Origin of the sequence: Arthrobacter sp. PL16 (genome assembly GCF_035985055.1) — a bacterium.
In the GTDB taxonomy this organism is placed as follows: domain Bacteria; phylum Actinomycetota; class Actinomycetes; order Actinomycetales; family Micrococcaceae; genus Arthrobacter_D; species Arthrobacter_D cheniae.
Genome location: NZ_JAXCIC010000004.1, coordinates 356551 through 366498, shown reverse-complemented (window position 1 = coordinate 366498; position 9948 = coordinate 356551). Strand labels below are relative to the sequence as shown.

At 67.3% G+C, this 9948-nt stretch carries 7 protein-coding genes and 1 rRNA gene; all 8 read left to right on the top strand.

Annotated elements, in window-relative coordinates; all coding sequences use genetic code 11:
- The first annotated feature begins 263 nt into the window (after nucleotides 1–263).
- The 8 genes from rrf to RCH21_RS11105 all read left to right on the top strand — a co-directional run bounded on the left by rrf (nucleotide 264) and on the right by RCH21_RS11105 (nucleotide 9945).
- Nucleotides 264–380 (top strand): 5S ribosomal RNA (gene rrf, locus RCH21_RS11140).
- Nucleotides 381–2056: 1676 nt separating this feature from the next.
- Complete coding sequence (locus tag RCH21_RS11135; RefSeq protein WP_326964415.1) at nucleotides 2057–3511, top strand: hypothetical protein; 1455 nt, start codon at nucleotides 2057–2059, stop codon at nucleotides 3509–3511.
- Nucleotides 3504–4556, top strand: coding sequence for an HAD-IIA family hydrolase (locus tag RCH21_RS11130; RefSeq protein WP_326964414.1), 1053 nt, complete (start codon nucleotides 3504–3506; stop codon nucleotides 4554–4556). The genes RCH21_RS11135 and RCH21_RS11130 overlap by 8 nt, the downstream gene beginning before the upstream one ends.
- Complete coding sequence (locus tag RCH21_RS11125; protein WP_326964413.1) at nucleotides 4549–4773, top strand: hypothetical protein; 225 nt, start codon at nucleotides 4549–4551, stop codon at nucleotides 4771–4773. The genes RCH21_RS11130 and RCH21_RS11125 overlap by 8 nt, the downstream gene beginning before the upstream one ends.
- Entirely contained in the window at nucleotides 4760–5611 is an 852-nt protein-coding gene (locus RCH21_RS11120; protein WP_326964412.1) for a TlyA family RNA methyltransferase, read from the top strand. Before RCH21_RS11125 ends, RCH21_RS11120 begins: the two co-directional genes overlap by 14 nt.
- Nucleotides 5604–6524, top strand: a complete 921-nt coding sequence (locus tag RCH21_RS11115; protein WP_120149254.1) for an NAD kinase — start codon at nucleotides 5604–5606, stop codon at nucleotides 6522–6524. Before RCH21_RS11120 ends, RCH21_RS11115 begins: the two co-directional genes overlap by 8 nt.
- Nucleotides 6521–8248 carry a DNA repair protein RecN gene (recN, locus tag RCH21_RS11110; RefSeq protein WP_120149253.1) on the top strand — a complete coding sequence of 576 codons (1728 nt, stop codon included), beginning with the start codon at nucleotides 6521–6523 and terminating at the stop codon, nucleotides 8246–8248. Before RCH21_RS11115 ends, recN begins: the two co-directional genes overlap by 4 nt.
- Nucleotides 8245–9945 carry a CTP synthase gene (locus RCH21_RS11105; RefSeq protein ID WP_326964411.1) on the top strand — a complete coding sequence of 567 codons (1701 nt, stop codon included), beginning with the start codon at nucleotides 8245–8247 and terminating at the stop codon, nucleotides 9943–9945. Before recN ends, RCH21_RS11105 begins: the two co-directional genes overlap by 4 nt.
- The last annotated feature ends 3 nt before the right edge of the window (nucleotides 9946–9948 follow it).

The window sequence follows — 9948 nt, the reverse complement described above, 5'->3', positions numbered from 1 at the left end:
TCCACTATGCGGTTCCCAACCAACAACAGGAACCACCCGTAACCACAGGCACAACCCTCACAAGGGCACAGCCCCCACCAGGGCACAGCCCCCACCAGGGCACAGCCCCCACAAGGGCACCACCTGAGGAATAACTGAATACACAACTGAATAACTGATGTAACCCCACAGATTTACCACCCCGAAACCCGCACACACCCCCACCACCCCAACCGTGGCACAAGGGAACAGAGCGGGCGCACCGGGATCCTGGTAGCAAGGGTTACGGCGGTCATAGCGTGGAGGAAACGCCCGGTCCCATTCCGAACCCGGAAGCTAAGACCCACAGCGCCGATGGTACTGCACCCGAGAGAGTGTGGGAGAGTAGGACACCGCCGGACAACCATTACACGAAAGGCCCCACACCACCAGGTGCGGGGCCTTCCGTACGTTAACCCCACCACCAGGGCACCCAGGCCTACGGGCCACCCAGGTTTACGGGCACACCAACACACCACACCGGGCGATTTCAGGCGCGCAGGGCCAGCCCGCCGCGGCACCACCGGCCGAACCCACACGACTGCCTGGTCAGCCGCCGCACGCTCACTCCAGCGCAGCTACTGCCACCTCGGGCTCCCGGATGCCGGCTCCAGCCGACTTCGCATCTGCGGCCATCGAACCCGCCCACCGGTCCCAGCCCGCCGAGCACTAGCGTCACGACTGCGCTAGGGCGATGGCCACTTGGGACGAGTAATGCCGTCAGCGGTGGTAGCAGCAACGAGGTCATACGAGTTTCTGAGGTACGCATAGCGGACAGTCGGGAGTCACAGTAGGGAGAGCGTTCGTTCAGAAGCCGGGTAAGCCCGAGCTCTGCATCACATCGCCCTCTTTCCAACGACGTCGATGAAGTGCTCGCCGGGGCTTCGTGGTTCCATAGAAGAGTAAGACCCACAGCAAAATAGAGATCCGCCGGCAGGACTACGCCGGCACCTGATGAGAGGACCGCGCTGCCATGACCGAGCAGGAGCACACCGCTGGACAAGACGGGGACTCCCGCCAGCCGGGAAGCCGAAGCGGCAGTAATCAGGATGGATCCGGGCAGCGCGGTCGGCACTCCTGGGGGTCGAAGGCTGCAAAGGCTCCCCGCAAGGACGAAGGTGCTGCGCCAGACCGAAGCACTGACGCTTCGGAGCGGGTCGAGCGCGATCGTTCCAGCAGCGGTTCGCTGAGCGAACGCCCCGCCTCTACTTCGAGCGCGGACCGTCGCAGCGATTCGCCGGAGGCTGGCATTCGCGGAGCGGGCGACGAGGGACGCCCCGCCGGCGGCTTCAGCGGCAGGAGTAGCGAAGGACGCCCGGCCGGCGGCCGTTCGCCTTGGAAGGGCCAGTCAGATACCCGCGGTGCTGATCGCCGCGAAGGGAAGCCCGCGTGGAAGGGCAGGTCTGATGATCGGCCGACCGAAGGCCAGGGGGGGCGGACTGAGCGGCCTGCCCAGGGCGGATTCCAGCGTGACCGTCCGGCGTCAGGACGTGATGCGCGTTCGACCCCGGGTCGCGATGGCGGTCAGGGTGGACGGCGCAACGATACCGGGGGACGCGATACCGGCCAGTCAGCCCCGCGCTCGTACGGTCGTCCGGACCGCGGTACGGATGAGGGGCGCGGCGCGCAACTACGCGGCGCGGCTTCGCGCGGTGGTTCGGCCTCCGGGTCTGCAGCAGACAAGCAATCCCGCTTCGGCGGTCGGGGCGGAGCGACGTCGGACAGGACCAGCGGCTCCGAGCGTCCCTGGCAATCCCGGTCCTCTTCGCCAGAGGGGCGCACCAGCGGGCCGCGCACGTCGAGCGACCGCAGCGATTCCTTCCGCCGGCCCTCGGATCGCAACGAGCGTGGTGCAGGCGGATTCCGTTCTGGCGACGACCGCCGTGGCGGAGGTCGGCCGGACGAAGCATCCTCGGCTGGTCCGCGTACCCATAATGCTCGTGATCTCCGTAGCGCGAATCGGCCTGACCGAGAGCGGTCTCCCGAGATAGACGAGGACGTCAAGGGTGACGAACTAGATCGGGTCACCCGTGCTCAGGTGCGCAACCTGGAGGAACGCAGCGCGCTCTGGGTATCGAAGCACCTCGTCATGGCGGGACGGCTACTCGATATCGACCCGGAACTGGCCTTCCAGCATGCCTTGGCAGCGAGTCGCCGAGGTGGACGCCTGGCAGCTGTTCGTGAAGCCGTGGGGCTGACGGCGTACGCAGCCGGCCACTACGGGGAAGCCCTCAGGGAGTTCAGGACGTTCCGACGGATCAGTGGTTCGAATGTGCATCTCCCGGTGATGGCGGACTGTGAGCGCGGCCTCGGCCGTCCCGACAGGGCGCTCGACCTCGCACGCAGTGAAGAGGCCGAATCGCTGGACGCAGCAGGCAAGGCGGAGCTCGCCATGGTGATCTCCGGTGCTCGAGCGGACCTCGGTCAGCTCGACGCGGCCGTCTCGGCCCTCGAGATCCCGCAACTGGACCTACACCGTGCCTTCGCCTTCAGCCCGCGACTGTTCCGTGCCTACGCGGACGCCCTCGACGCCGTCGGCCGATCTGATCAGTCCGACAAGTGGCGCCGCCAGGCGAGGGTAGCGGAGAAGGCTCTTGGGCTCGACGACGATCTGGAGCCGGACATCATCGACCTGGGTGAGGATGACGAGCCTGTGTCGAGCCCGGTCCCGAGGGTCGCGGACCTCCTTGGAACGCCCGCCCCATCGGAGGACGGTCCTGTCGGAGGCAGCGCCAGTAAAGGTGGCGAGCAGCCGATCGAGCCTGCCGCAGCGGAACAGCGCAGAGGTGAGCCTCTGCAGCAGGCACCCTTGGGTGGTCATGGCGGAGAGCGGCCGTCGGAGGAATCAGGCGACGAAGGCACAGCACCGGACGCAGGCGATGCAGAGGTCAGCGGAGAACCGGCCGTGCTCGGCGATGCTGATCGTCCGGAGGCGTCCGAACCGAACCTCGTGGGCGGGATGTCCCTGGACCTCGAGGCCGATCTCGAGCAGCTCGGGGAGGGTCGGGTGGCCGATGACATGCCGGAATCCCACTCTTCCGAGGACGGACACGACGACGCGCCGAAGGTGGAGCCCGAGGAGGAGCCTGAGGCTACGTCCCAAGATGAGCGCGCGATAGCCCTTCCTGCCGATGCCTCACCTGAGGGAGGTTCCCCCACGCCGGTCGAGCCTTTGCAGACGGAGATGCTGTTCAGCATGGACGGATCGGGCAGTGCGGACATCGACTCGTCCGACGACGCCCCGACCAAGGTCGCCGCGGACACGACTCGACGGACATCCTTCACTCCCGCGGTCGAGTTCTCGGAGGGCGAGGTGCGGGCCGACCCGACAAAAAGTAACCGAGCAACGGTTATGCCGGGAAAGGGAAGTACTCCCGCGACCGAAGCGACTCAAACCTCCGGCAAGATAGCTGATGCTCCTGCGGAGAAGGCGCCCAAGCGCAAGCGGAGCCCGAAGGCAGAGCCTGTGCAGGAGGATGTCGTCGATGAGTGAGCGGTTGATCGACGGTTTCGACGGGGTGCTCGCGGACCTCGACGGCGTCGTCTATGCCGGTCCGAACGCGATCGACGGGGCCACGGAAGCCCTCGACAGGCTCGCCCTCGAGGGCAAGAGCCTGGCCTACGTGACGAACAACGCGTCGCGGTCCTCCGAGGATGTCGCCGCGCATCTGCGTGAACTCGGGGCACCCGCCACAGCGGAGCAGGTCTTCGGCTCGGCGCTGGCCGGCGCGGAACTGCTGGCGGCGCAGGTAGCGGGCGGATCGACTGTCCTCGTGGTGGGTAGTGACACGCTCGCACAGGCTGTCACCGCGCAGGGCCTCGTCGTCGTCGACTCGGCAGCCGATCGACCGGACGCGGTGATCCAGGGTTTCTCGCCGCTCCTCGGGTGGAAGGACCTGGCCGAGGCCGCCTACGCGGTCGCCGCCGGCGCAACGTGGATCGCCACCAATACGGACATGTCGATCCCGCAGGAGCGCGGGATCGCACCGGGGAACGGGACGCTGGTCGCCGCCGTCGCCGCTGCCACCGGCAAGCAACCGCTCATCGCAGGCAAGCCGGGCGCCGCTCTCTTCGAGACGGCTGCGCGGCATTCCGGTGTGGAGCGTGCCCTCGTCGTGGGGGACCGACTCGACACGGACATCCTGGGTGGTAATCGCGCTGGCATGGCAACGGCTCTGGTCCTCACGGGCGTCGACACGGTCCGGACGGCTCTGGCGGCGACCGTGGAAGAGCGGCCCGTGTACCTGATCGCGTCCCTCGCCGACCTGTACGAGGAGTATCCCGAGGTCAGCTTCGACGGCGATTCCTATTCCTGCCGCGACGCCAGGGCTAGGGTCGCGGACTCGACGGTCAGCGTCAGCGGCCGGGAGGACGACGTCGACAGCTGGCGTGCGGCGTGCGCCGCCTGGTGGGCCGCCCACCCGCACAAGGTCCCGGACACTGCGCCGTCGGTCGCGTTCACGCCGGTCCGCCAGATAGTGCTGCATGGAGAGACACCGGCGGGTGATGGAGGCGGAAGGCATGGCAGGGATGGATGACGAAAGCGTCGAGAGGACGGGCGACAGCACGGCCGGCGCGGAGCCGTCATCAACGGGGGACCGCCATATCGATCAGATCCTGGCCGCGCTCGGCCGGCTCGATGACCTTCCCGTGTTGGATCACGCTGACGTCTACCTCGACGTCCACGACCGCCTCAGCGGTGAACTGAATCCGCAGCAGAAGCTTCGCGAGGCGGGAGCCCATGGCTCGTCTTGACCAGGAACTGGTTTTCCGCGGGCTTGCCCGATCACGGTCGCATGCAGCCCAGCTGATCGCGGCGGGGCGGGTCTTCCGGGACGGACACGTGGTGAGCAAGCCATCGGCCCCCATCCTGCCGGCGGACATCCTTCTCGTCGAGGAACGCGGTGAGGACTACGTGAGCCGGGCGGGGAAGAAGCTCGACGGCGCCCTGCGTGCCTTTCCTGCGGTTGATCCCACGGATAAGCGGTGCCTCGACGCCGGTGCGTCCACAGGGGGTTTCACCGACGTCCTCCTCCGGCGGAGTGCTCGTGAGGTCGCGGCAGTCGACGTCGGACACGGCCAGCTCGTACAGAAGTTGCGCGACGACCCGCGTGTGCGGGTCTTCGAGGGCATGAACGTCCGTCACCTCGTCCCGGCAGACATCGGCGGTCCGGCGCAGCTCACGGTCGCGGACCTCTCCTTCATCTCGTTGCGCCTGGTCATGGCCGCCCTCGCCGGCGCCACCGAGGCAGGCGGAGACCTGCTGCTGATGGTGAAGCCCCAGTTCGAAGTCGGCCGCGGTGGCCTCAACCGCTTGGGCGTCGTGACGTCGGACAACGCCCGTCGTCGCGCAGTAGGAGGCGTCCTGCGGTCTGCGCTGGCGTGCGGGCTGGATCTCGCCGGAATCGCGCAGAGCGAATTGCCGGGACAGGACGGCAACCTGGAGTACTTCGTGTGGATAAAGGTGCCCCGCGGAGGATTGATGCCTAGGATCGAAGAGGAGCTGGACCGGTTGACGGAGCGGGCACTCGCTGAGAGCAGCCTCTTCCCGCCACCGCGCCGCTCCACCGATCAGACGGAGCTTGATGAGTAGACGAATTATGGTGCTCGCGCACACCGGCCGCAGGAACGCGATGATCGCGGCGCAGGAAGCGTGTACGCGCCTGCATGAGCTCGGTCTCCAGCCGGTCATGCGTCCCGAGGAGCTCGCCGACATCCAGCGCGAGTACGGTGCGCTGGCCGCTCCCGCCGAGGTGTTGGGTGACGACTTCGGCGACGTTGAACTCGTCATGGTGCTCGGTGGTGACGGCACCATTCTCCGCGCGGCCGAACTCGTTCGCGAAGCAGGCATCCCCCTGCTCGGCGTAAATCTCGGACACGTGGGATTCCTCGCGGAGAGTGAGCGTGCTGATCTCGAGGAGACGGTGCGCTGGGTCGCCGACCGCAGCTACACCGTGGAGGAGCGGACCACCATCGAGGTCCTCGTATGGCAGGGGGACACCCTGCTGGGCACCAGTTGGGCCCTCAATGAGGCCGCCGTGGAGAAGGCGAACCGTGAGCGCATGATCGAGGTCGTGATGGAGGTCGACGGCCGTCCTGTCAGCTCCTTCGGCTGCGATGGAGTCGTCCTCGCCACGCCGACCGGTTCTACGGCGTACGCGTTCTCCGCCAGCGGGCCGATCGTCTGGCCCGAGGTGGAGGCGCTCCTCATGGTGCCGATCAGCGCCCACGCGCTCTTCGCCAAACCGCTCGTGGTCGCACCCACGTCGGTGCTCGCCGTCGAACTGCTCACCCGCACGGACGCTGCCGGTGTGCTGTGGTGCGATGGTCGGCGGAGCATCGAACTACCGCCGGGTGCCCGCGTCGAAGTGCGGCGATCCGACTACCCTGTTCGGCTTGCTCGTACCCGGCAGACGCCCTTCTCGGAGCGGCTCGTGCGCAAGTTCGAGCTCCCTATCCAGGGGTGGCGCGGCCCGATCAAGCACCAGGACGGAGCAGCGCAATGATCGAGGAGATGCGGATCCGCGACCTCGGCGTCATCAGGGACGCCACGCTGAATCTCGGACCGGGACTGACGGTCGTGACCGGCGAGACCGGTGCGGGCAAGACGATGGTGATCACAGCCCTCGGGCTGCTACGGGGGGCCCGATCGGATGCCGGCGCCGTTCGGCTCGGGGCGAAGTCCGCCTCCGCCGAGGCTGTCCTGCGGCTGGACCCCAGCAGTGCCGCCGCACTGAGGGCCGTGGAAGCCGGCGCCTCGATGGAGGAGTACGACGGCGTCGCGGAACTGATCCTCGCGAGGACGGTGACGAGCGAGGGGCGCAGCCGTGCCTACGTCGGTGGCCGCGCGGCCCCCGTCGGTGTGCTGGCAGAACTGGGGGACGAGCTCGTCGTCGTGCATGGGCAATCCGACCAGTTGCGCCTGAAGGGTGCCCCCGCCCAGCGGCAGGCCCTCGACAAATTCGGTGGGAAACCCGTCGAGGAGGCCCTGCGCGCCTACGAGGATGCTTTTCGCCGTTGGCGCGACGCCCTCGCCGAACGCGACAGGCTGAGGAGCGAGGCCCGTGAGCGGCTCCGCGAGGCCGAAGGCCTGGAAGCTGCCCTGGCCGAGATCGGCGAGCTCGACCCTCAGCCCGGAGAGGACGCCGCCCTGAAGGCTGAGTCGATGCGTCTCGGCAACCTCGAGGAGCTTCGCACAGCAGCCCTCGTGGCCCATCAGGCGCTGATCTCCGAGGAGATAGGGGCCAGTGCCGACGCCGTGTCGCTGGTCGACGAGGCGAAGCGGCAGCTCGAGGCCGTCGAGGAGCACGACGCCGATCTGGGCCGGCTCGCCGAGCGACTCGCGGAGGTCGGCTACCTTTTGGCGGACATCTCCGCAGAGCTGGCAGGCTACGGAACCTCCCTCGACGGTGAGGGCGCGGGCAGGCTCGAGGAGGTCGAGTCGCGCCGTGCCGCACTCTCCGTCCTGGTGCGCAAGTACGCCCCGACCATCGATGAGGTGCTGGCCTGGCAGGAGGACGCCGTCAAGCGGCTCCTGGAACTCAGCGGAGACTCCTCCCGCGTCGAGGCGCTCGACGACGAGATCGACGACCTGGACCGGCAGGTCCATGAGCTCGCCGACGCACTGTCCGCCCTGCGGCGTACGGCCGCCGGCAGCCTGGCAGGGAAAGTCAGCGACGAGCTGACCGCCCTCGCCATGCCGGACGCACAGCTGCTCATCGACCTCACGGCTGCGGAATCACTCACGATCCACGGTGCCGATGACATCTCGTTCAACCTGCAACCGCATCCGGGCTCGGCGCCGAGGGCCCTCGGCAAGGGAGCCTCCGGTGGTGAGCTCTCGCGCGTGATGCTGGCGATCGAGGTGGTCCTGGCCGCCGTCGATCCGGTGCCTACGTTCGTGTTCGATGAAGTTGATGCAGGCGTCGGTGGCAAGGCTGCAGTGGAGATCGGGCGGAGGCTTGCGATGCTGGCAGAACACGTCCAGGTCATCGTGGTGACGCACCTGCCCCAGGTCGCCGCATTCGCCGCCCGTCACATCCGCGTCACGAAGAACGTCTCCCGGGACGGTGACGGAGGAGGAGTGACTGCCAGCGACGTCGAGGTCCTGCCCGAGGACGAGCGGGTTCGCGAGCTCGCGAGGATGCTCGCCGGTCAGGAGGACTCCGCTTCGGCACGGGCGCACGCCGAGGAGCTCCTCGCCGATGCTGCCCGTACCGTCGCTCGGTGATAGCCTTGAGCTCCGTGGCGCAGCAAATAAACTCCCGGTTCCTCAAGTCCGCAACGACCAAGCACATCTTCGTGACTGGCGGCGTGGCCTCCTCACTCGGCAAGGGACTGACGGCATCAAGCCTGGGTCACCTCCTCCGGGCGCGCGGCCTCTCCGTGACGATGCAGAAGCTTGATCCCTATCTGAACGTCGATCCCGGCACGATGAACCCCTTCCAGCACGGTGAGGTGTTCGTGACGGATGACGGAGCCGAGACCGACCTTGATATCGGCCACTACGAGCGGTTCCTCGACGAGAACCTCGACGGCTCCGCCAACGTGACGACCGGCCAGGTGTACTCCACGGTCATCGCCAGGGAGCGCCGTGGTGAATACCTCGGCGACACCGTGCAGGTCATTCCGCACATCACGGACGAGATCAAGCGCCGCATGCGCCTGCCCGCCGAGGCGGCTCCCGGCAAGAAGGCCCCCGACGTCATCATCACCGAGATCGGCGGCACGGTAGGAGACATCGAGTCCCAGCCCTTCCTCGAGTCGGCACGCCAGGTCCGCCAGGACGTCGGCAGGAACAACGTCTTCTTCCTGCACGTCTCCCTGGTGCCCTACATCGGTCCGTCCCAGGAACTGAAGACCAAGCCGACGCAGCACTCGGTCGCGATGCTTCGCTCGATTGGTATCCAGCCGGACGCGATCGTCATCCGCTCCGACCGCGAAGTGCCCATGGCCATGCGCGAGAAGATCGGGCGCATGTGCGACGTCGACATCGACGCCGTCGTGAACGCCGCTGATGCGCCGAGCATCTACGACATCCCGAAGACCCTCCACGCGCAGGGCCTCGACGCATACATCGTGCAGGCCCTGAACCTGAAGTTCAAGGACGTGAACTGGACCAAGTGGAACAAGCTGCTCGAGGTGGTCCACAACCCGAAGCACCACGTCGAGGTGGCGCTCGTCGGCAAATACATCGACCTGCCTGACGCCTACCTCTCCGTCACCGAGGCGCTGCGAGCCGGGGGTTTCGCGAACAAGACGAAGGTCACCATCAAGTGGGTGCCCTCCGATGACTGCCAGACACCCGAGGGCGCAAGGAAGGCCCTCGAGGGCGTCGACGCGGTCTGCATCCCCGGGGGCTTCGGGATCCGCGGACTCGAGGGCAAACTCGGGGCGCTGACCTATGCGCGGGAAAACAAGATCCCGACGCTCGGTCTTTGCCTGGGCCTGCAGTGCATGGTCATCGAATACGCCCGGAACGTCGTTGGACTCGAGGGCGCATCTTCGAGCGAGTTCGAGCCGGACACCACGTACCCCGTCATCGCGACCATGGCCGAGCAGCTCGAGATCGTTGCCGGTGAAGGTGACATGGGTGGCACCATGCGCCTCGGTCGCTGGGAGGCCAAGCTCCAGGAGGGCTCGGTCATCGCCGCGACCTACGGCAAGACGACCGTGTTCGAGCGCCACCGCCACCGCTACGAGGTGAACAACGAGTACCGCGACCAGATCGCCGAGGCGGGTCTGGTGTTCTCGGGCACGACGACGGACGGCAAGCTCGTGGAGTTCGCCGAGCTTCCGAAGGACGTCCACCCCTACTACGTCTCCACCCAGGCCCACCCCGAGCTGAGTTCCCGGCCGACGCGCCCTCACCCGCTGTTCGCGGGCCTCGTTAAGGCGGCGCTCGAGCGCCGCGGCGCGAAGGTCTGACGG

What these genes read in the sequence shown, in the direction of transcription:
- RCH21_RS11120 (WP_326964412.1), top strand. Translation starts at nt 4,760, where the DNA reads ATGGCTCGTCTTGACCAGGAACTGGTTTTCCGCGGGCTTGCCCGATCA.
- recN (WP_120149253.1), top strand. Translation starts at nt 6,521, where the DNA reads ATGATCGAGGAGATGCGGATCCGCGACCTCGGCGTCATCAGGGACGCC.
- RCH21_RS11115 (WP_120149254.1), top strand. Translation starts at nt 5,604, where the DNA reads ATGAGTAGACGAATTATGGTGCTCGCGCACACCGGCCGCAGGAACGCG.
- RCH21_RS11130 (WP_326964414.1), top strand. Translation starts at nt 3,504, where the DNA reads ATGAGTGAGCGGTTGATCGACGGTTTCGACGGGGTGCTCGCGGACCTC.
- RCH21_RS11125 (WP_326964413.1), top strand. Translation starts at nt 4,549, where the DNA reads ATGGATGACGAAAGCGTCGAGAGGACGGGCGACAGCACGGCCGGCGCG.